We start from the raw sequence: 20,635 nt of genomic DNA, 5'->3' as shown, positions 1-20,635 counted from the left end.
CATCAGTTAGAGTGGAACCTGCGCTCGTTACTGGCAACGCGGGTGGCGGTGTGATGGGTTATTTCGCCGGATCATCCGCGTCATAGGCTTCGATGATCTTCGCAACCATGGGATGACGCACGACATCCTTGGCGGTGAAATAGTTGAAACTGATCCCGTCGATGCGTCCCAAAATCCGTTCGGCTTCGGCCAAACCGCTTGAGACACCACGCGGCAAATCCACCTGACTGCGGTCACCGGTGATCACCATCCGGCTGCCTTGGCCGAGCCGGGTGAGGAACATCTTCATCTGCATCGCGGTTGCGTTTTGGGCCTCGTCCAGAACCACATAAGCATTCGATAGCGTGCGCCCCCGCATGAAGGCTAAGGGCGCGATCTCGATCTGCTTCTCTTCGATCAGCTTGGCCAGTTGCTTGCCCGGCAGAAAGTCGTTCAACGCGTCGTAAAGCGGCTGCATGTAAGGATCGACTTTGTCCTTCATATCGCCCGGCAAGAAACCCAGGCGCTCGCCCGCCTCAACCGCGGGGCGGCTGAGGATGATCTTGTCCACATGACCGTTGATCATCTGGTTCACGGCGACAGCAACCGCCAAATAGGTCTTGCCGGTCCCGGCGGGCCCGATCCCGAAGGCCAGTTCGTGATCATAGAGGGCCCGCACATAGGCCTGCTGTGCTTGGGTGCGCGGCTCGACGGTTTTCTTGCGCGTGCGGATCTCGATATGATCCTCGGCGCTTCCTTTGAACATCTCGATCTGATCGCCGTCGCGGGCCCCTGTGCCTTCGGCGGAATCGCCCAAGCGGACGACCGCGTCGATATCTCCAGGTTCCAGACCTTTGCCAGACTCGACCCGCTCATAAAGCTTTCGCAGCGCCTCACCCGCCTCGGCGCGCGCCTCTCCCAAAACCGCCAGCATATTGCCGCGACGCAGAATCTGAACGCTCATCAGATGTTCAATTTGTGCGAGGTTGCGGTCGAACTCGCCGCATAGCTCGATCAACAAACGATTGTCTGGAAATTCTAACAGCAGTTCCACAGGCGGGTCGGCGGGGTGCGCAGTCAGCGTGGACAAGTCCAATGGGAACTCCCAAATCACATGGCTTGCCTCCAGTGTGGCAACCTTGGCGACGCAAAGCAACATCTTGTGGCCAATAGCGGACAAAAAGGCGGGTCTTGGGCCATGCAGCATAGAAAACGGGCAGCCCCCAATGGGACCGCCCGCTCAACTTACCAAATAATCTGAGACCGGGGACTATCGCCGTGGAACGCGGTCGCGGATGCCAGGGCTCGCGCTGATTTCGCCAACAACGGAGTTGGGCGGGGCAACCGGCGTGCAAACCGGCAGACCACTGCGCGGATCGCGGCGACGGGACCAATATCCTTCCAACCCATCATCAATCATCCAGATGTGGCAACCATCGGGATCAATATAAATGCCGGCTTCAAGCTGGGTTAGCGAACCAGAGTCGCGGCCACGATCCTCTCCAATCGCAATCAGCGGCGGGCCATCGCCCCGCGGTGGACCCACACCCTCAAAGGATTCGACGCATCCAGCCAAAGCCAAAGTACAAGCGACAAGGACGGCTGGGGTCTTCATGTTTTCAAGACGGATCATAGCGGTCACCTGTAGCAAACGATTTCAACGCGACGGTTCAACTGCATATTCGCAGCCGAATTGTTTGGCGCGACCGGCTGGCGCTCGCCAAAACCGATCTCGCGCGCCACCTGCGCCCCAACGGAGCGGGCGACACTGGCCACCGAGGCGGCACGGCGCTGCGACAGGCGGATGTTGTATTCATCCGATGCGCGGCTATCGGTGTGGCCATAAATCGCGTAGGCGAAGGCCCCGGCACCGCGGAAGAAATCCTCAAGCGCGCGGCGGCCTGCATGGCTGATCCGGGAGCTATCAGTGGCGAAGAGCACATCCGAATTCATCACCGCGCAGGTGTTGAACTCCATACACACCGGCATCCCATTTTGCGGGTTCACCCGGCCTTCCATATAGCCTTCGATCCCACCATCGGCGACCCAATGGTGGCAGCCATCCGGATCAATCCAGATCGTTGGCGCCACCGTGCCCGTAATCGTCGCGCTTTGTTGCGCCTGTGCGGCGCCGGTCGGCAGAAACAGCGCAACCGCCCCCAGCGCGGCGCCATACAAAGTTGTTCGGACTATCGACCCCACAGCCGATGAGAGTTGTGTAACCACGTCAGCATCCCCCAATTCTCTGTGCTAAAAGCGCGCCTGGCAGAGCGCAGCGCAAAACACCATTTATTCGCAGGAGGATAGCAAGTTTTGTGATCTTGTGAAGCCAATTTTACTAAATATAGTTCCCCAGACGGAAACACTGCACCACCGCTTGGGGCCATTGTTCGGAAAACGTTGGCTAACCGCGCACCTCTGCCGGGCCGACGTCAATCAACGCGGCGGCGTCAAAGGAGCACGCCCGCCAAAGAGTTAGCCGCAGAGTTCGTGATTCTGACGCGCGCGATCTCTCCTCGTTGGGCCTCCGGCGCGTCGACATGGACAGCATGCAGATACTCGGATTTGCCGACCATCTGCCCCGGCAACCGTCCAGGCTTTTCAAACAAGACCGAAACCTCGCGGCCCACCATGCCATCTTGGGCGGCACGTTGCTGCTGGCCCAGAAGCGCTTGAAGCCGTTGGAGCCGCTCACTTGCCTCATCCGGGTCCACGGGCGCGCGCTCGGCGGCGGGCGTCCCGGGTCGAGATGAGTATTTGAAAGAGTAAGCTTGGCCATAACCCACCGCGGCAACCAGATCGAGCGTCGCCTGGAAATCCGCCTCGGTCTCCCCTGGAAAGCCCACGATGAAATCGCCGGAGAGCAGCAGATCAGGGCGCGCCGCACGGATGCGCTCGATCAGGCGAATATAGTGCTCGGCCGTGTGCTTCCGGTTCATCGCCTTCAAGATACGGTCTGACCCTGACTGCACCGGCAAATGCAGATACGGCATCAACTTGGCGCAATCTCCATGGGCGGCGATCAAGTCGTCTTCCATGTCATTGGGGTGCGAGGTGGTGAAGCGGATACGCTCCAACCCGTCGATTTCGGCCAAACGGCGGATCAGCCGCGCCAACCCCCATTCCGCCCCTTCGGGACCTTGCCCGTGATAGGCATTCACGTTCTGACCCAGAAGCGTGATCTCGCGGACACCGCGCTCGACCAGGTCTTGCGCCTCGCCCAACAAGCGCTTAACCGGGCGCGAAACCTCCGCCCCGCGGGTATAGGGCACGACACAGAAGGCGCAAAACTTATCGCAGCCCTCCTGCACGGTCAGAAACGCAGTTGGCCCGCGCGGCGCTTTGCGCCCCTTTGGCAGATGGGCGAATTTGTCCTCTTCCGGGAAATCCGTGTCGAGCGCCTTGCCGCCCTCGGCCAGCGTATCCACCATCGCGGGCAGCCGGTGATAGGTTTGCGGCCCGACAACCAGATCAACCATGGGCTGACGGCGCATGATCTCCTCACCTTCGGCCTGCGCCACACATCCGGCCACGCCAATCTTCAGGTCCGGATTGGCCTCGCGCAGGGGTTTGAACCGGCCCAATTCCGAATAGACCTTCTCCGCCGCCTTCTCACGGATATGGCAGGTGTTGAGCAGGATCATATCCGCATCATCCGGGCGATCGGTCTGCACATAACCCTTTGCGCCCAAAGCCTCGGCCATGCGCTCGCTATCATAGACATTCATCTGACAGCCATAGGTTTTAACAAAGAGCTTCTTGGTCTCGGACATCGGTGCGGCTCCTGCGGGGTGTTGGCCCTGGCCCATATCTCATGGGCGGGCGACCTTCAACGGGCCGAGCCATTGGAATTGCAATCTTACCCATTGCCGGGCACACTGCTTTTCAAAGACCAACCCCGCAGACAGGCATGATTTACCCGACACTTGAGGCGTTCCGCGCCGCCCCAGCTTCCGCGATGGGCAAAGGCCCTTTCGCTGTCATTGTCGCCGAGGATGCGATCGAGGTTGAGGCAAGTGTTATGCACTGCCTTCAGCTTGGCTTTGGTCGGGTGATTCTGCTGGCCCCGGATCAGATTGCACTTCCGGATCACCCGGCAGAGATTTCAGACAAGATTGATGTCATCCGCCATCGCACCCGGCAACAAGGGGCGGCGCAGGATGCGGTCAATGCCTTGATCGACAAAGTGCCGGGGCAGTGGCTGCATTACTGCTACAATGGTGAGTTTCTCTTCTTCCCGTTTTGCGAAGACCGCAGCATTGGCGAGGCTGTCGCCTTCACGATGGAGGAGCGGCGCAACTCGATCCTAACCTATGTGATCGATCTCTATGCCGACGATCTGACAGCATATCCCAACGGTGTCTCTCTCGACACCGCGCATATCGACAGCTCCGGCTACTACGCCGCGACCCGGCGCAATGCCGATGATCAGATCCTTGAGCGTCAATTGAACTTCTATGGCGGCCTGCGCTGGCGGTTCGAGGAACATGTGCCAGAACCAAAGCGCAAGATTGATCGTGTCGGCTTGTTTCAGGCCCGCCCCGGGCTGCGCTTGCGTGAAAATCACACGCTGAATGATGAAGAGATGAACACCTATGAGTGCCCGTGGCATCATTCGCTTTCAGCCACCATCTGTTCCTTTCGGGTGGCCAAGGCGCTCCGCACCAATCCCGGCTCGCGTCATGATGTGCCCGATTTCCGCTGGCACAAATCGACACGCTTCCATTGGTCATCGCAGCAGTTGATGCAATTGGGATTGATGGAACCGGGGCAATGGTTCTGACATCAAATCAGCGGGGCAGGCGATGCGCCTGATCCGCGATCCGGCCATTCTGGCCCTGATGGGGATGCAAATCACCGTCTGGGCCGGATTGTTTTACAGTTTTCCAGCCTTGGTGCTTGAATGGCAGGCCGAGTTCGGCTGGCGCAGTCCGGAGATCATGGGCGCCTTCACGCTGGCCATCGCGATCTACGCCTTGGGGGCACCGCTCTATGGGCGGCTGATTGATCGCGGCGCGGCGCCTCTTAGCCTGCCACTGGGGACGGTGATGGGGGCGGGATTGCTGCTCGGGCTGACGGGGATCGAGACGCTTTGGGCCTTTTATCTAATTTGGGCTGCGATGGGCGTTATCATGGGGCTCTCCCTCTACGAGGCGACCTTTGCGATCGTCACCCGCGCCAAGGGCCCCGCCGCACGCCAAGCGATCACAGCCATTACGCTTGTCGGCGGATTTGCCAGCACCCTGGCGTATCCGTTGAGCCATTGGCTGACCGAGATCGGCGGCTGGCGGTTGGCGCTCTACGCCTTTGCGGCGCTGAATCTGGTTCTTGCGGCGCCCCTCGCGGTATTCGCCGCGACCCGTCTGGAACGGGACGCACGCACAGCCCAACCACAAGAAACAGAAGACGTGGCGACGCCGCCTGCAAGGCTCCTCCGCCGGTCGGAATACTGGCTCGTGGCGATCGGTTTTGCGGCCTCAGCCCTCACCTTAGGCATTTTCGTGAGCCATCTCCTCCCGATCATGGCGGCGCAAGGTGTGCCAGACGATCTGGCGATCTTGGCAGCCGCCTTGATCGGCCCCTCGCAGGTGATCGGCCGGATTGCGATGATGGCGGCTGGCCCGCATATCCCCGCCATCCGCATCGCGCAGCTCGCGATGGGCGCGGTGGCGCTCGGTGCTGTGATGATGGCTGCGGCGGGGTGGGTCGCCGGGGTGGTCTTGCTCTTCGGTTTTCTGCAGGGCGCAGGTCATGGCGTCGTTGGCATCATGCGCCCGGTCGTCGCCCGCGAGGTCTTTGGTCAGCGCGATTTCGGTGCCATCTCGGGCGCGGTCGCAACGCCTTATCTACTGCTTTTCGCGCTGGCGCCGTTTTTGGGCGCGGCCCTTTTTGGATTGGCGGGATATGGCCCCGTCTTGATCCTTTGTGTCCTGGCACCACTGGCCGGCGCGGTTCTCCTAAACCGGCTCCTGCGCAACTGAAAACGCAGCCCGAACGGGCTGCGCTCAAATCATAACAAAGCTAGGGCTTAGGCCTCAACCGGCTCCGCATCAATCGCTTTGGGAGCGGTCGCGTTGATCGCGATCTGCCGCGGCTTGAGCGCCTCCGGCACTTCCCGCACCAGATCCACATGCAGCATACCGGCCTCATTCGAGGCTCCCGTCACACGCACATGGTCCGCCAGTTGGAAGCGCTTTTCAAACGCGCGCGTTGCAATACCGCGGTGCAAATAGGTCCGCTTGGTCTCATCTTTCGCCTTACGCGCTGCAACGACCAACTCGGTTTCGCGCTGTTCAACACTCAACTCTTCATCGGTAAAGCCTGCAACGGCGATCGAGATGCGATAGGCATCTTCATCGGTCTTTTCGATATTGTACGGGGGGTAGGTGCTGCTACCCACATCTTGGGTCATCACCCGGTCCAAAAGGTCGGCCATCCGGTCAAAGCCAACGGTTGCCCGGTAAAGGGGCGACAAATCATAGGTGCGCATAGGGTTATCCTCCATTTGAGCGACAACAATCAGATCGGACGGTCCAGGATCGGACCCGCCCATTGGTGAGTATCCCGGCCCCAATTGGGCACCGCGACAGCCTTCATGTGTGGAAGGATCTTCGACGTTTCAAGACCGGCTCAAGGCCGCACAAACCGCGCGCCCGAGCTTTCGCGCCCATCATTCGCGCCTGAAAGGCTGCGCACCTGCGGCAGAGAGCGGACAAATTGCGCATTCGACCGGTCGAGAAGGTCCAACAGAACCACCAACTCGCCTTGCAACTCGGCTGACAACGCTACGGGATCATTCCGCCAATCCGCCGTGGCCGAGACCACGGAGACGACATTCATCTGCCCATCGCGGTTCACCATCACGGGCGACCCGGAAGACCCCTGCACGACCGAACAAGACAGGACCAAGACGCCAGGATCATCGGCCAAGACCTCGCAATCATCTTCAAGTGACGCGAACTCCTCCCGATCCCGGCCATAGGACACAACCTGCACCACATCACCGGTTTCCACGCTGCCACGTGTGGCCATGGGGCGGATCATCTGCTCAGGTATCTCGCGGTCCAATTGCAGAAGCGCCATATCGACCCGGATACGCCCCAAATCTTCGGGGCTGCCATAGGTGTATTCGGGATGCAGGATCGTCTGCTTCACACCGCGTTGCGCCACAACACGCCCGTTGCGAAGACCCGCGTTGAACGACAAGATTGCGTCCGGGCTCCGTGTCACCGTCCCATCTGTCTCATCGAACAGACAATGCGCCGCCGTCAGAACCAGATCGGGCGCGATCAAGGTTGCTGTGCAAAACCCGGTGCCTGTGTCTAACCGGCCAATGGCCTCCCACCCGCGCAACTCATCCGCCGTTTGCAATGGGCGCAACGTGGTGTCCGGCTCAATAGTGGGCAGTTGCAGCCCTTGCGCCCAAGCGCCTGAGCCAACAATAAAACATAGACCAAATGCCTTAAAAAGACGCGCCATGACCGGCCTCCAAGCAAAACCGACCCGGCGTTTATCGGGATACTGGGGCGAAATTGAGGCCCATATATGCACCCGGCGCGCACCGTTGACCCGGGCGATGCCCGGATCAAAAGGTGTGCGCCCGAGGTGCTCAATTTCGTCAGGGGCGACCGATCAGCGCAATATCGGAACCGCGGGGCCGGACGTCCTCTCGACCGTCAAAGCCGGGGGTTTCGGCCCGCCCGTGGCCCAATCGAGCAGTTCCACGGTATGGACAATCGGAACCTCCGTACCGCCGCCGATCTGCATCATGCAGCCGATATTCCCCGCCGCGATGATGTCGGGATTTTTCGCCTCCAGCGTTTGCACCTTGCGGTCCTTGAGCTGTTTCGAAATCTCCGGCTGCATCAGATTATAGGTCCCCGCCGAGCCGCAGCACAGATGGCTGTCCGCTGGTTCCACGACATTGAACCCCGCCCGCTTCAACAGATCCTTGGGATAGGTCTTAATCTGCTGCCCATGCTGCAAGGAACACGCGGCGTGATAGGCGATGGTCAACTCTTTGTCCGCCCCTTCGGGCAGGTCGAGTTTCATCAACATTTCAGAGACATCCATAGCAATCTCGCTCACCGCCTTGGCCTGCTCCGCCAAAGCCTCGTTGCGGAAGATATGCCCGTAATCCTTGACGGTCGTGCCGCATCCGCTGGTGTTAATGACGACAGCGTCCAGCCCCTCGCCCGTCATCTCCCGGCTCCAGGCCCGAATGTTCTTCGCCGCCGTCGCATGGCTTTCTTTGGTCTTGCCCATGTGGTGGGTCAGTGCCCCGCAGCACCCCTGCCCCTCGGCAATCACCACATCGCAGCCGAGCCGCGTCAGAAGCCGGATCGTCGCGTCATTGATATCGGTATTCAGCGCCCGCTGCGCGCAGCCCGTCATCAGCGCCACCCGCATCTTCCGCTCCCCTTCCGCAGGAAACACTTGCGGGTCGTCATTGCGGCTTACCGGCGGGATCGTTTTCGGCGCCATTTCAAGCATCGCCTTCAACCGCGCATCCGGCATCAAAGACGCAAAGGGCCGCCCGATCTTTGCCCCCAAAAGCGCAAGCCGGAATCGGGTCGGATAGGGCAGAATCCGCGCCAAAATCCAACGCAACGCCCGATCCGTGAAGGGTCGTTTATAGGTTTGCTCGATATACTCACGCGCATGATCGACCAGATGCATGTAATGCACACCGGATGGGCAGGTGGTCATGCAGGCCAGGCAGCTTAGGCAGCGGTCGATATGTTTGACCGTCTTCTCATCCGCTGGCCGGTCATTCTCCAACATATCTTTTATAAGATATATCCGCCCCCTGGGGCTATCCAACTCGTCGCCCAAAACCTGATAGGTCGGGCAGGTCGCGGTGCAAAATCCGCAATGCACACAAGAACGCAGAATCTCATTTGATCGCGCCGTGGCCGGGTCCAGCAGCTGTTCGGGTGTGAAGGTTGTCTGCATTAGATCATCTGCCTATCTCTACGGCCCAGCCGTTTCGCATTGGTCGCCCCATGGCATGAGCCGCCGTTTGGCGTCGGGTGAAAGCACATCCTCGATCTGCGGCCGCTCATGACATCAACCCTTGGTTCAAGATGCCGCGCGGGTCGAACTTCTCGCGCAATCCCGCTGACAAAGCCGCAATTGGCGCTGCCTCCGGCTGGAACACGGGCAGTCGCGCCTTGGTGTCCTCTGCCGCGCGGATCAATGTCGCATGACCTGGCACATCGCCGAGCTTGGCCCGCAAATCGGTCCCCGGAGGCATCAACGCCCAGACCAAACCGCCGCCCCAATCATAGAGTACGTCCAGCGCCCCCATCCGCGAGACCAGTTCTGGCGCATCCGACGGCTTGACCGACACCCGCCAGACATCCCCGGCTTGCTCGGCCAGACCCGTCACATCGCGCACCCAGGCCCAGCCCGCATCGGTGCCAAATCCGCCACTGTCACCCGCCAAGCCCGTTTCGACGTCAGCCTCGCCGAACCGCGCCAAGATCTTCTGCAGCTCCGCCGCCCGATAGGCCACCGAGGCCTCAAAGCCTTCAATCCGGATCATCGTAACCGGCGAGCCATCAAGGCCCTTGGGCGTATGCGCCGCGCCGGACACTTCAAATGGGGACCCAAGCGCCACCGCCATCGCCGACACCGCCGCCGTGTCGTCCAACCCTTTCAAAAGCAGACAAGCGGTCGCCGCGACCCCCGGCAACACTTTGAAACTCACCTCGGTCAACACCCCAAGCGTGCCATAGCTCCCAGCCATCAGCTTGACCAAATCATAGCCGGTGACGTTCTTCATCACCCGACCGCCATTTTTCACGATCCGGCCCGTGCCATCCACGAACCGCACACCGATCAAGCTGTCACGACACGCCCCGGCCTGGATCCGTCGCGGCCCGGATATATTGGCCGCCACCATCCCGCCAACAGTCGGCGTGCCGCTGGTTCCAAGCAGGGCCCGATGATCCATCGGTTCAAAGGGCAGCCGTTGGTTTTCCGCCGCCAAGGCCGCCTCAACCTCGGCCAGCGGGGTTCCAGCTTTCACAACGATGGTCAACGCACCCGGTTCATAAAGCTCGATCCCGCTCAGACCCGCCGTCGAGAGGCCTTCTCCGATCACCGGCTTACCAATCGGCCGCGTCCCGCCGCCTTGCACGCGCAGCGGCCCGGTCGCGCCCGAAATCATCTCGGACAACTCAATTTCAATTTTCGGGGTCAGCACCGGGCCTGTCCTTCTTCTGGTGATAAATATCCGTCGGGCCTGGGGTCAGCGGCCCCCAGCGGGTCGCCGCCGTCAGGCGGCGACATCCCTACGGCTTTGGGAGGCATCAAGCGGGAAGACTTTCGCCGGATTCAACAACCAGGCTGGATCAAACACATCCTTCACTTGCATCTGAAGCTCCAGATCGTCCGGGTTGAACTGCGCATTCATCAAATCACGCTTTTCAATGCCCACGCCATGCTCGCCGGTCAAACACCCACCCACCTCAACGCAGAGCTTCAAAATCTCCGCACCGAAGGCTTCGCAGGTTTCCAAATCTCCAGGCTTATTCGCATCGAACAAGATCAGCGGATGCATATTGCCATCGCCCGCATGGAAGACATTGCCAACCTGAAGCCCGTATTCTTCGCTCATCTCACCAATGCGACGCAGAACATACGGCAGGCTGGAGACGGGGATCGTGCCGTCGAGACACATGTAATCATTGATCTGCCCAATCGCGCCAAAGGCGGATTTCCGGCCCAGCCAAATCTTGGCACTCTCTTCAGCCGACTTGCTCTCGCGCAGCTCTACCGGGTCGTATTTGCGCGCGATCTGCAGGATTACGCCAAGCTGTTCGTCGATTTCGGCGTCCGATCCCTCGACCTCGACAATCAACAACGCATTACAGTCGGGGTACCCTGCATTGGCGAATTTCTCGGTGGTTTCGATGCAAAGCCGATCCATGAATTCAATCGCAACCGGCAGAACGCCCGCCTTAATGATGTCGGCAACGCACGCGCCTGCGACCTCATTGTCATCAAACCCAATCAGCACCGGACGCGCGCCCTCGGGCTTTGGCAAGATCCGAAGCGTCGCCTCGGTGACCACACCCAATTGCCCTTCCGAGCCGCAGATCAAGCCCAAAAGGTCATACCCGCCCGCATCCATATGCGCGCCGCCAATCTCCATCACCTGACCATCCATAGTGACCATGGTGACACCCAACAGGTTATTGGTCGTCACCCCATACTTCAGGCAATGTGCCCCGCCAGAGTTCATCGCCACATTGCCCGCAATGGCGCAGGCCAACTGGCTTGACGGGTCCGGCGCATAGAAAAACCCGTCTTCTTCGACGGCGCCTGTGACGCTCAGATTGGTCCGACCGGACTGCACGCGGATGAACCGATTGTCGTAATCGGTCTCCAAAACCTCGTTCAACCGGGCAACGCCCAGGATAACACTATCAGCAGTGGGCAGGGCCCCACCGGCAAGCGAGGTGCCCGAACCACGCGGCACCACCGGGACGCCCATTTCATGGCAAATCTTCAGAATCGCCGCGACCTCTTCGGTCGATGACGGAAGGACGGCGGCCAGCGGCGGACATTTATAGGCCGTGAGCGCGTCACATTCATAGGCACGCGTCTCCGCCTCTTCATGGATCACCGCCTCCCTCGGCAAAACCGATAGAAGCCGCGCAACCAGCGCCGATTTCTTCTCCAGAACGACTGGATCCGGTGTTGGCATCTCCATGATATCGGTCCTCCCATCCGGTATTGGTAAATAAATATAACCAATTTCACCGGATGGCAACTGGAATCTCAATCGCTAAGGTTCAGAGGATGGATTTCTTCTCGGTCATAACCTCTCTCAGCTGGCTTGATGCACTGGCGGTCGGGCTCCTGCTCGCCGCATGGGGCGGGCTTGGCGCTTGGATTGAATCGGATCGGGTCCGCCATCCATCGGTCACCGTGCTGATGTCGCATTATCGGCGCGCCTGGATGGACGAGCTGGTGCAGCGAGAGATGCGGATCTTCGACGCGACGATCCTGACCAATCTGCGCCAAAGCACCGCGTTCTTTGCCTCTGGCGCAATGCTGGCACTTGGCGGGCTGCTCACCTTGATCAGCAACTCCGATCAACTCTTGGTCGTCGCCCGCGACCTGACCCTGGAAGAAGAAACCGCCCTTCTGTGGCAGATCAAACTTCTGCTCACCGTTGGCCTTCTTGCCCAATCGGTGCTGCGCTTCGTCTGGTCGAACCGGCTCTTCGGCTACTGCGCTGTCATGATGGCCGCCATCCCGAACAAGCCGGATGATCCGCATGCCGCCTCACGGGCCGCAAAAGCTGCCGTGATCAACATTCGCGCATCCTATAATTTCAACCGCGGCATGCGAGCGATCTATTTCTCGCTCGGCTCCTTGGCGTGGCTGTTTGGCCCCTTGCCGCTTCTGGCCGCGACCGCCATTATCTCCTACGGAATCTGGAGCCGGGATTTCGCCTCGACATCCCGTGAAGTTATCCTAACCGATGATGGAGAGATGCCATGAGACTGGCCTTGATTGCCGCGACCTTGCTTTTCCCTGCCCTGGCCTTGGCCGAGCCCCCCGAAATTCTGGCTGCCGAACAACGGGGGGACACGATCCATGTGACGCTGGCCCATCCGGATACAGGTTGGGATCACTACGCCGATGGGTGGCAAGTCGAACTTGAAGACGGCACCGTGCTTGGTACGCGAACCCTGTTTCACCCACATGTTGAGGAACAACCCTTCACCCGCTCACTCGGCAATGTCACGATCCCCGAGGGTGTCACGCAGGTCTTCATCCGCGCCCGCTGCAATGTCACTGGCTGGGGCGCCGAGAGGTTCGTGTTACAGGTTGAGTGACACACCGACCGGCTCATGCGGATTGGGTCGCCGCACACTCGATGTCAGATGCTCGGGACAAACCGCCGGTCGTATAGACGGCGCTGATGAAAGATGTGCCGGGATCGCACCCAAAGATGCGTCAGGTCGCGGTGCCGAACTTATCCAACATCACGCCTCAGTTGTCAGCGCCTGCACCCGACGCACCAACCACTCCATGTCCGGATCGGCCAAGTTCAGCTCCGCCAGATGGGCGGCGGTGTTGTAGAGATACTGGTCATTTGGGCCCCGCCCGCCAGTGGCGCGCGCGATGATCCTCGCCTGTGTCTCCAGACTGAGCGCCCCCATATATTGCCGGTGCTGGCGGTTGATCACATAGGTCAGCGCCTCGGCCTGCCCCGTGCAGTGGAAATCGACAACGAGGCGAGTCTCCAGATAGGCCGAGGAGATCAGCTCCCGCTCCCGCAGATAGGCGAGCACCGCCTCTTCCTGCCCCCCCACAACCCGCAGCGCCACACCGTCGCAATGCGCCCCCACGGCCGCATCAAGCGCCAAGACCAGCCCCGGGTTCTCTTCGGTTCCGCGATGGTGGATCGACGACATGCAAAAGCTGCGATGCCAGCCATCAAGCCGGGCCAGCCGCCGTTCTGCCACATCGAAGCCCGGATCCCAAAGAAGCGAGCCATATCCAAAGACCCAAAGCGCATCAGACATCGAAGATGGTCCTTTCCTGAACCCTTGCCTATATGCAGGGGGCAGACGAATTTGAAGGGGAGATCGCGCCGATGCGCGTTTGGTTTTGGGTCTTGGGCATCATCGCGGTGCTCTGGTCGGGCATTTGGTTTGCCGGGGCTTATGGGACCGAGCGGGTGATGGGCGCCTGGCTGGACGCGCGCGCGTCCGAAGGCTGGCTGGTAAATTACGAGAGCCTTGAAACCGGTGGTTATCCGATCCGGTTTCGGACGGAGCTGCGTGAAGTCGAACTCGCCGATCCTGAGACCGGATGGGCCTGGATCGCGCCCGAGTTTCAGATCACACAGCCGAGCTATCAACCGCAACGGATCGAGGCGATTTGGCCGCCTGAGCAAAGCCTGGCATCCCCCTTCGAGCGGCTGACGATCACCAATTCCGAGATGGGCGCGGTGGTGGAAGTGCGCCCGGGCGGCGACCTGGCCTTGGATGAATCTGAGATGACCCTGGCCAATGTCGCGGTCCGCAGCACCGAGGGGTGGCAGATGGCGCTTGAAGCGGCGGAGCTTCAGGTCGCGCGGCTGCCCGAAACCAACGCGACTTATGACATTCTCTTTGAGGCCAATGCGTTGACTCCGGCGGAGCCCGTACAAGCCGTGCTGAACCCTGCGGGCATTTTGCCCGAAGCGATTGAATTGGTTCGGTTTGAAGCGGTCATGGGCTTTGATCGGCCCTGGGACCTGACGGCGCTGGAACAGTCGCGGCCCGGCATCACGTCGATTGATCTCGCCGATCTGAGCGCCAATTGGGGGGAGTTGTCCCTGCGTCTCGCGGGGGAGATGGCCGTCGATGCCGACGGCTACCCAAACGGCGAGATTTCGGTCCGCGCGCAGAACTGGCGCGAGATGGTCGAGATGGGGGTGAATGCCGGCGCCATTCCGGTTGAAGCGCGTGGCGGGATCGAGCGTATTTTGGGACTGGTCGCGGGCCTCTCGGGGCGCGACACCGATATCGATGCACCTCTTAGCTTCCGGGATCAGCGGGTGTTTTTCGGCCCAATTCCCGTGGGAGACGCCCCGCGCCTGGTGCTGCGGTAGCGCGCCCTAGCGGCAATAGGGCCCCGAGCGATAGCTCGCCACGTCGAAATGGAAATGATCCTGGTGGAACCGGTCCGAATTCGGGCCGAGCACAGTGCCAAATGGCCCGCAGGCCTCGCTGTGCAAACGGCGCATAAGGTTGCGCGTGTTACCGCGCCTCCAATCGCTGAGCACGCTGAGCTCTTGGCCATTCACCAGGCCAATCGCCGCCACATCGATCGCATTGCCGCGGGCGTGTTCGCTGAGCCGTGCGCCCGGGCGGCTGTTTCGCGTGCGACAAGAGTAAGACGCCACCACGCGCAATGAGGCGATGCCGCCGCCGGTACGGCCAACCGCAGGGATCGCGCCGTCATTGAGCCATGTTTGCAAGGCCCGCGCCGCGTCGCAGTTGATTGTCGCAGGCTGGCTGAGCGTGACGCCATCGATCTCGCGCACACGCACCGGCTCGGCAATCCCGCAGCCGCTGATCCGACCGGTGATTGGCGACAAACGCTCGCCGACGATCCCGGGCCGACCGCAGAGCGCGCCGCGCCGCCCAGGCTGCGCCACACGCGACGGCGTGGTGCGGGTCGCGGCGGCCCGCACGGTTTGTTCCAACCCGTCGGGGCGGATCTCAGGTCTCAAAGATCGCACAACGGCCAGCCGTGTCGCCCCGTTGATCGCCCGCACTTCCACCACACGCCGGTTCATCCCAAACAAACCGCTGCGTTCGATGATCTGAACAGTTTCGCCGGTGGCGGCGGGCACGGGCCCGGTCGGTTGCGCGGCTGCCGTCTGGGAAGGCGACCCACCGGGGCGGAGTATTGGGCGGAGCGACCGGCGCGGTGCGTTGGCACTGGCGCGGATCACGACACGCGCGGGCGTCGCGGCGGAGGCCTGACGCACCTCTGTTGTCGGTGCAGCGGTTGTCCCGCCCGGGCGCGGTGTGGGGAAAGGCGACCGATCTGGTGCCTGGGCAAGCGCCGGCCAAGCCAGCACAACGCTCAAAGCCCAGACGGCCAGCCTCATTCCGCTGCATCCTCTTTGCGCGGGCTGGCACGCCCAAAATTCGGCGCATCGGTATCTTAACCTGCTTCGATGATCCCGCGTCGGATCGCCCGCGTGCGCGTAAAGTAATCGTGCAGATGGTCCCCATCACCAGTGCGAATCGCGCGCTGCAGCGCAAAGAGTTCTTCGGTGAAGCGGCCGAGAATCTCCAGCGTCGCATCCTTGTTCGACAGAAACACATCACGCCACATGGTAGGATCACTCGCCGCAATCCGGGTAAAATCGCGGAAACCCGCAGCGGAGTATTTGATCACCTCGCTATCGGTCACTCGGCGCAGATCATCGGCCACACCCACCATCGTGTAGGCAATCAAATGCGGTGTGTGCGAGGTGACGGCCAGCACCAGATCATGGCGATCGGCGTCCATTTCCTCGACATTCGCGCCGCAGCCTTCCCAGAGCGCGCGCAGCTTGGCGACCGCTTGCGGGTCGGCGCCCTCGAGCGGGGTCAATAGCGTGTAGCGATTGTCGAACAGCTCGGCAAAACCGGAATTCGGCCCGGAATGCTCGGTCCCGGCCAGCGGATGCCCGGGCACAAAATGCACATCCTCGGGCAGATACGGCTCGACCTGGGCGATCACATCGCGTTTGACCGACCCCACATCGGTGATCGTCGCACCCGGCGTCAGATGTGGGCCAATCTCTTCGGCCACCGCAGCCATGACCCCGACCGGCACGCAGAGGACGACGAGGTCCGCGCCTTTCACAGCCTCGGCCGCCGTCTCAGCGATCTGATCGCAAAGGCCAATCTCCGCCGCGATCCGCCGTGTTTCGGCCGAGCGGGCCGTGCCGATGATCTCGCCCGCCAACCCGCCGCGGCGCATGGCATGGGCCATCGACCCGGCGATCAGGCCCAAGCCGATCAGCGCAACTTTTTTGTATAAGATGCTCATGACACGCCTCTGAACTCCGCCATGGCATCCAACACCCGCGTGACGTCTTCGGGCCGCCCGACAGTGATCCGAAGCGCCTCGGGGAAGCCATAGCCCTTCACCAGCCGGACCAAAATCCCGCGTGACTTCAGATGCGTATCTGCCGCAACGGCTTCGGCCTCATCGGCAAGCCGCGCCATGATGAAATTCGCGTGGCTCTCATCGGACGGAATACCAAGCTGCGCCAATCCCCCCGCTAGCCGGGCGCGTTGCTCGATATTCACCTGACGGCAGTGATCGACAAAGGCTTGATCCCGCACCGCCGCTTCGGCCCCGGCCAGCGCGAGGCTCGACATATTGAACGGCCCGCGAATGCGGTTCAGCACATCGATCACATGCTGCGGAGCATAGCCCCAGCCCACACGCAGCCCACCAAGCCCATAAATCTTCGAAAAGGTCCGGGTCATCACCACATTCTCGCGGGTTTTGACCAGAGACGCGCCGCCGTCATAGCCCGGCACAAAATCCGCGTAAGCGCCGTCGAGCACCAAAAGACATTCCGCGGGCAGGCCATCTGCCAGCCGGGTCAGATCCGTATTGTTCAGCAGCGTCCCGGTCGGATTGGCGGGGTTAGCGAGATAGACAAGCCGCGTGGCCGGTGTGACCCGGGCGAGCATCGCATCCACATCGACAACACGGTCGGTTTCCGGTGCCACAACCGGTGTCGCCCCGGCAGAGAGAGCAAAAATCCGATAGAGCGAGAAGCCATGTTCAGGATAGAGCACCTCATCACCCGGCCCCGCGAAGGCCATCGCCAAAAGCGTCAACACCTCATCCGAGCCCACACCGATAATGATCCGCTCGGCCTCAAGACCATGCATCTCGGCAATCGCCGCGCGCAGCGGCGCATGATCGGTGGAGGGATAGCGATGCAGCCCGGCCACGACCGCTTGCGTCGCCTCAACCGCCTTGGGCGAGGGGCCAAACGGGTTCTCGTTCGAGCTGAGCTTGAGCGGGTTTTCGATACCCGCAATAGCACTCGCCCCGCCCTGATAGAGCGCGATCTCCATAATGCCGGGTTGCGGGCGGATAGCGGCGGACATGGGCAACTGTCCCTTCTCGTTGGATCGTTCGGGGTTAATAGCGGGGCAAATCAGGCAAGGGAACCGATTTTAATAGAAGCTCTGCGGGTCGATATCGACTGCAAGGCGCAGCCCGCCTTTGAGCTTCAATCCTTGAGTCCACTCCGCAATCGCAGGCTGCAGCGCCACACCCTTGGGCGCTTTGACCAAAAGGCGCACGCGGTGCCGCCCCCGGATACGCGCGATCGCCGCAGGGGCGGGGCCATAAACCGTCGCCCCAAGCGCGCGGAGCGGTGCGTCTGTGCGGGCCAGATGCGTTCCCAGATCAAAGACTTGCGCCGCATCGGGGCCGGACAGGATGATCCCCGCCATCCGGCCATAAGGCGGCATGCCAGCCTGTTGCCGCTCCTCCGCCTCGGCCCGCCAGAACCCCTCTTCATCACCTGACAGGATCGCGCGGATCACCGGATGATCGGGCTGAAAGGTCTGCATCAGGGCGACACCGGGTTTATCCACGCGACCCGCCCGGCCCGACACCTGTCGCATCAACTGAAACGTGCGTTCGGCCGCGCGCAAGTCGGAGCCTTGCAGACCCAGATCAGCGTCGATGACACCGACCAGTGTCAAACGCGGGAAATTATGGCCCTTGGCCACCAGTTGCGTGCCAATGATGATATCGGTCTCACCTTGCGCGATCTCTTCGATTTGCGTTTTCAGCGCTCGGGTAGAGCCGAACAGATCGGAGGACAGAACCGCCAGTTTCGCATCGGGAAAGAGCGTCGCAGCCTCTTCGGCCAGCCGCTCCACGCCCGGACCAACGGCGGCCATCTTGCCCTCGATCTTGCACTCTGGGCAGGCCAGCGGCATCGGCTTCGTCTCCCCGCATTGGTGGCACATCAAACGTTTCTGAAACCGATGCTCGACCATCCGCGCATCGCAATTGTCACAGCCAACCTGATGCCCGCAGGCCCGGCAAATCGTGACTGGCGCATAACCGCGACGGTTCAGAAACAGCAGCGATTGCTCGCCATCGGCCAGCCGCCGTTTCACCGCCGCTTGCAGGCTGGGCGAGACCCAGGCATCGCCCGGCAAATCCTCCGTCCGCATGTCGATCGCCCGCATTTCGGGCAAAACCGCCTCGCCAAACCGCGCGGTCAGATCAAGGCGCGCGTATTTCCCCGCCTCGGCATTGGCCCAGCTTTCCAAGGACGGCGTGGCCGAGGCCAACACCACCTGAGCAGAGTTGATCGAGGCGCGTAACACCGCCATGTCGCGCGCGTTATAAAGAACGCCATCCTCTTGTTTATACGAGGTATCGTGCTCTTCATCGACGACGATCAAACCCAGATCGCGGAACGGCAGAAACAGCGCAGACCGCGCGCCCACCACAAGCTGCGCCGCGCCCTGCCCCAACATCCGCCAACAGCGGCGACGTTCGGTCATCGTCACCCCGGAATGCCATTCCGCCGGTTTCGCGCCAAAGCGCTGCTCGACCCGGGTTAGAAACTCTGAGGTCAGCGCAATCTCCGGCAAAAGCACCAGCGCCTGCCGCCCCGCTTTCAAACAGGCCGCGACGGCCTCCAGATACACCTCGGTCTTGCCCGACCCGGTGACGCCCTTCAAAAGCGTCGTGCCATAGGTGCCGGAGCCGACCGCCTCGCGCAAAACCTTGGCTGCCACCGCCTGATCCTCGGTCAGGTCTTTGCCCGAGCGGTCTGGGTCAAGCGGCAGATAGGGTGCATCACGCGGCGTATCGGCTTCCTCCACCGCGGCCTGCGTCGCCAGACCTTTCACCACCGAGGAGGTCACACCAGCCATCTCGCTGAGTTCCTTCAGCGTGAAGGCCAAGCCGCCATACTCCTCCAACACCGCCAAAACCCGCCGTCGTGCATCGGTCATCCGATCCGGCGCAGACGCACCCAAGCGATAGACCTTCCGCATAGAGGGCGGGTCCGACAGACCCGGCGCGCGGGTTGCTAGGCGCAGCATCGCTGGCATGGAGGTCAGCGTATATGCCCCGGCTTTCTCCAAAAACCCGCGCAACTCGCCGCGCATCGGGGCCACATCCAAGACCCGGTTCACCGCGCGCACCTTGGCAATATCCCAATCGCCCCGCCCCGGCCCCCAGACCACACCCAAAACCTTGCGCGGCCCCAACGGCACCTCGACAAACGCACCCAGCCAGCAGCCACCTTCGGGCGCTTTGTAGTCCAGCACCCGATCCAGCGGCTCGGTGGTCAACACGCCCACCAGCTCTCCTTCTGCGAAATAGTCTTGGCTCATCTCTTTCCGCATCCCGCCCCTTGCGCTAGAAGACCGGCAAATGATCCCGGCTGCCACCCGAAAGGACACCGTACGATGAAATTCTTCGTAGATACCGCAGATATCGATGCCATCGCAGAACTCAATGACCTGGGCATGGTCGATGGCGTGACGACGAACCCCTCGCTGATCCTGAAATCGGGGCGTGACATCCTGGAAGTGACCAAAGAGATCTGTGATCTGGTTGATGGGCCGGTTTCCGCCGAAGTGGTCGCGCTTGAGGCCGAGGCAATGATTGCCGAGGGCCGGAAGCTGGCCAAGATCGCCGAGAACATCACCGTGAAAGTGCCGCTCACCTGGGACGGGCTGAAAGCCTGCAAGGTGCTGTCGGGCGAAGGGAAAATGGTCAACGTGACCCTCTGCTTCTCCGCCAATCAGGCGCTTTTGGCGGCCAAAGCGGGCGCAACCTTTATCTCGCCCTTCATCGGTCGGCTCGACGATCTGAACCTCGACGGGATGGATTTGATCGCCGATATCCGCACGATCTATGACAATTACGGGTTCGAGACGGAAATCCTTGCCGCGTCGATCCGCTCGGCAAACCACATGAAAGACGCCGCTCTGATCGGCGCGGATGTGGCAACCGCGCCTCCGGGCGTGATCAAGGCCATGGCCAATCACGCCCTGACCGACAAGGGCTTGGCCGCGTTTCTGGCGGATTGGGAAAAAACAGGGCAGAAAATCCTGTAAACATCGTGTAAGGTCTGCGC

The 20,635-nt window shown here is 61.3% G+C and carries 19 protein-coding genes; 6 read left to right on the top strand and 13 right to left on the bottom strand.

Translation table 11 applies throughout. The annotated features are described in order from the left end of the window. Positions 1-58: 58 nt before the first annotated feature. The 3 genes from GTF44_RS02840 to miaB all read right to left on the bottom strand — a co-directional run bounded on the left by GTF44_RS02840 (position 59) and on the right by miaB (position 3,752). Positions 59-1,138: a PhoH family protein gene (locus tag GTF44_RS02840; RefSeq protein ID WP_171557370.1), complete on the bottom strand. Its 1,080-nt coding sequence runs from the start codon at positions 1,136-1,138 to the stop codon at positions 59-61. 479 nt (positions 1,139-1,617) lie between these two features. After that, positions 1,618-2,121, bottom strand: a complete 504-nt coding sequence (locus GTF44_RS02835) for an OmpA family protein (protein ID WP_253261167.1) — start codon at positions 2,119-2,121, stop codon at positions 1,618-1,620. 308 nt (positions 2,122-2,429) lie between these two features. Next, positions 2,430-3,752 carry a tRNA (N6-isopentenyl adenosine(37)-C2)-methylthiotransferase MiaB gene (miaB, locus tag GTF44_RS02830; RefSeq protein ID WP_171557369.1) on the bottom strand — a complete coding sequence of 441 codons (1,323 nt, stop codon included), beginning with the start codon at positions 3,750-3,752 and terminating at the stop codon, positions 2,430-2,432. Between the two features lie 137 nt (positions 3,753-3,889). Here miaB and GTF44_RS02825 point away from each other — a divergent pair, with 137 nt between their 5' ends. Together GTF44_RS02825 and GTF44_RS02820 are read left to right on the top strand one after the other, a co-directional pair. Beyond that, the gene (locus GTF44_RS02825; protein ID WP_171557367.1) at positions 3,890-4,762 is read left to right on the top strand and encodes a hypothetical protein; all 873 of its coding nucleotides are present in this window, start codon (positions 3,890-3,892) and stop codon (positions 4,760-4,762) included. Between the two features lie 22 nt (positions 4,763-4,784). Continuing rightward, entirely contained in the window at positions 4,785-5,960 is a 1,176-nt protein-coding gene (locus tag GTF44_RS02820; protein ID WP_171557365.1) for an MFS transporter, read from the top strand. Positions 5,961-6,007: 47 nt separating this feature from the next. On the opposite strand, the gene GTF44_RS02815 is transcribed toward GTF44_RS02820, so the two are convergent. The 5 genes from GTF44_RS02815 to GTF44_RS02795 all read right to left on the bottom strand — a co-directional run bounded on the left by GTF44_RS02815 (position 6,008) and on the right by GTF44_RS02795 (position 11,701). Continuing rightward, positions 6,008-6,469 (bottom strand): Hsp20 family protein, encoded by a 462-nt coding sequence (locus GTF44_RS02815; protein WP_171557364.1) that lies wholly within the window; start codon positions 6,467-6,469, stop codon positions 6,008-6,010. 140 nt (positions 6,470-6,609) lie between these two features. Then, positions 6,610-7,458, bottom strand: a complete 849-nt coding sequence (locus GTF44_RS02810; protein ID WP_171557362.1) for a serine protease — start codon at positions 7,456-7,458, stop codon at positions 6,610-6,612. 153 nt (positions 7,459-7,611) lie between these two features. Then, positions 7,612-8,934 carry a glycolate oxidase subunit GlcF gene (gene glcF, locus GTF44_RS02805; RefSeq protein ID WP_171557360.1) on the bottom strand — a complete coding sequence of 441 codons (1,323 nt, stop codon included), beginning with the start codon at positions 8,932-8,934 and terminating at the stop codon, positions 7,612-7,614. 106 nt (positions 8,935-9,040) lie between these two features. Beyond that, on the bottom strand, positions 9,041-10,186 hold the full coding sequence (locus GTF44_RS02800) for an FAD-binding protein (RefSeq protein WP_171558570.1): 1,146 nt from the start codon (positions 10,184-10,186) through the stop codon (positions 9,041-9,043). A 75-nt stretch (positions 10,187-10,261) separates the two neighbouring features. Further along, positions 10,262-11,701 (bottom strand): FAD-linked oxidase C-terminal domain-containing protein, encoded by a 1,440-nt coding sequence (locus tag GTF44_RS02795; protein ID WP_171557359.1) that lies wholly within the window; start codon positions 11,699-11,701, stop codon positions 10,262-10,264. Between the two features lie 89 nt (positions 11,702-11,790). On the opposite strand from GTF44_RS02795, the gene GTF44_RS02790 reads away from it, so the two are divergent. Continuing rightward, entirely contained in the window at positions 11,791-12,498 is a 708-nt protein-coding gene (locus tag GTF44_RS02790) for a DUF599 domain-containing protein (protein ID WP_171557357.1), read from the top strand. Continuing rightward, positions 12,495-12,836 (top strand): hypothetical protein, encoded by a 342-nt coding sequence (locus GTF44_RS02785; protein WP_171557355.1) that lies wholly within the window; start codon positions 12,495-12,497, stop codon positions 12,834-12,836. Before GTF44_RS02790 ends, GTF44_RS02785 begins: the two co-directional genes overlap by 4 nt. Positions 12,837-12,986: 150 nt before the next feature. Here GTF44_RS02785 and GTF44_RS02780 read toward each other — a convergent pair whose 3' ends face one another. Next, positions 12,987-13,529, bottom strand: coding sequence for a gamma-glutamylcyclotransferase (locus GTF44_RS02780; protein ID WP_171557353.1), 543 nt, complete (start codon positions 13,527-13,529; stop codon positions 12,987-12,989). 71 nt (positions 13,530-13,600) lie between these two features. Here GTF44_RS02780 and GTF44_RS02775 point away from each other — a divergent pair, with 71 nt between their 5' ends. Next, entirely contained in the window at positions 13,601-14,602 is a 1,002-nt protein-coding gene (locus tag GTF44_RS02775) for a DUF2125 domain-containing protein (protein WP_171557352.1), read from the top strand. A gap of 6 nt (positions 14,603-14,608) precedes the next feature. Here the strand turns inward: GTF44_RS02775 and GTF44_RS02770 are convergent, their stop codons facing one another. The 4 genes from GTF44_RS02770 to GTF44_RS02755 all read right to left on the bottom strand — a co-directional run bounded on the left by GTF44_RS02770 (position 14,609) and on the right by GTF44_RS02755 (position 19,886). Further along, positions 14,609-15,610 carry an extensin family protein gene (locus GTF44_RS02770; RefSeq protein ID WP_171557350.1) on the bottom strand — a complete coding sequence of 334 codons (1,002 nt, stop codon included), beginning with the start codon at positions 15,608-15,610 and terminating at the stop codon, positions 14,609-14,611. Between the two features lie 56 nt (positions 15,611-15,666). Beyond that, on the bottom strand, positions 15,667-16,542 hold the full coding sequence (locus GTF44_RS02765) for a prephenate/arogenate dehydrogenase family protein (protein ID WP_172135675.1): 876 nt from the start codon (positions 16,540-16,542) through the stop codon (positions 15,667-15,669). Beyond that, positions 16,539-17,624, bottom strand: a complete 1,086-nt coding sequence (gene hisC / locus GTF44_RS02760) for a histidinol-phosphate transaminase (protein WP_171557348.1) — start codon at positions 17,622-17,624, stop codon at positions 16,539-16,541. The genes GTF44_RS02765 and hisC overlap by 4 nt, the downstream gene beginning before the upstream one ends. A 69-nt stretch (positions 17,625-17,693) precedes the next feature. Beyond that, positions 17,694-19,886: a primosomal protein N' gene (locus GTF44_RS02755; RefSeq protein ID WP_171557347.1), complete on the bottom strand. Its 2,193-nt coding sequence runs from the start codon at positions 19,884-19,886 to the stop codon at positions 17,694-17,696. Between the two features lie 75 nt (positions 19,887-19,961). On the opposite strand from GTF44_RS02755, the gene fsa reads away from it, so the two are divergent. Next, positions 19,962-20,615: a fructose-6-phosphate aldolase gene (fsa, locus tag GTF44_RS02750; protein WP_171557346.1), complete on the top strand. Its 654-nt coding sequence runs from the start codon at positions 19,962-19,964 to the stop codon at positions 20,613-20,615. Positions 20,616-20,635: the final 20 nt, after the last annotated feature.

This window comes from Roseobacter sp. HKCCD6576-2 (assembly GCF_013179285.1).
Lineage (GTDB): Bacteria > Pseudomonadota > Alphaproteobacteria > Rhodobacterales > Rhodobacteraceae > Rhodophyticola > Rhodophyticola oceani.
The sequence above is the reverse complement of the archived record's forward strand: the minus strand, read 5'-3'. Positions and strand labels throughout refer to the sequence as shown.